1 protein-coding gene is annotated in these 1,043 nt (G+C 78.7%); it reads right to left on the bottom strand.

The genetic code is table 11. From position 1 onward, the window contains the following. Window positions 1-1,043, bottom strand: a 1,043-nt coding sequence (locus FRZ03_RS12535; RefSeq protein WP_146465222.1) for a sensor histidine kinase, incomplete at both ends; no start/stop codon positions are given.

Below are 1,043 nucleotides of genomic sequence, written 5' to 3'. Positions count from 1 at the left end.
GTCGAGAGGGAGCCGGGCGGTCAGGCGGGTGCCGCGCCCGGGGGCGGATTCGACGGCCAGGGTGCCGCCGAGGGCGTGCATGCGGGCGCGCATGGCCGCCAGGCCGAAGCCGCCGCCTACGGGGTCGGGCGCGGGCAGCCGGCCGAGGTCGAAGCCGGTGCCGTCGTCGGCGACGCCGAGGGCGATGTGGTCCCCGAGGTAGCCGAGGGTGATCTCGGCGCTGGTGGCGCCGGCGTGGCGGACGGTGTTGGCGAGGGCGGACTGGGCGACCCGCAGCAGGGCGACCTCCTGCGCGGTGGCCAGCGGGACGGGGTGGCCGTCCAGCCGGAAGCGCGCGGTGATCCGGTGGTGGGCGCCGGTGGTGGCGCACAGCCGTGCCAGCGCGTCGGCCAGAGTGGTGCCGTCCAGGGCGGGCGGGGTGAGGGCGGCGACGAAGCGGCGGGCCTCGGCGAGGTTGTCCACCGCGGCCTGCCGGGCCGCCACCACATGCCCGGCGGCGGCCTCCGGCCGGGCGGGCAGGACGCGTTCGGCGGCGCGCAGCAGCAACTGGATGCTGGACAGCCCCTGCGCGAGGGTGTCGTGGATCTCGCGGGCCAGGCGCTCGCGCTCGGCGAGCACCCCCGCGGTGTGCTCGGCCCTGGCCAGGTCGGCGCGGGTGGCGGTGAGCTCCTCGATCAGGCGCCTGCGCCGTTCGCTCTCGCGGTACAGGGTCTGGTACCCCCACACCACGGCGACCGCGACGGCGGCGCCCAGCGCGGGGCCGATCGCCATGGCCGCGCCGAAGGAGCCCTGGTGGGCGGCGAAGCCGGCGACGGCGGCCGCCGCGGTGGCCGCCACGGCGGCGAGCCCGGCGCGGCGCGGCAGCAGGTGGAGCTGGAGGAAGTACAGCGGGAACGCCAGCCATACGGCGTCCGAGGACAGGGCCAGCAGCACCAGCCACACGGCGCCCACCGCGGCGAGCCACAGGGAGGCGGCCCGCCGGGAGCGGCGCACGGCGGGCAGCGGCGGCCCGGCCGCGTACACCGCGGCGCACACCGCCGAGA

It is taken from the genome of Streptomyces misionensis, from assembly GCF_007896895.1.
GTDB lineage: Bacteria > Actinomycetota > Actinomycetes > Streptomycetales > Streptomycetaceae > Streptomyces > Streptomyces misionensis_A.
The sequence above is the reverse complement of the archived record's forward strand: the minus strand, read 5'-3'. Positions and strand labels throughout refer to the sequence as shown.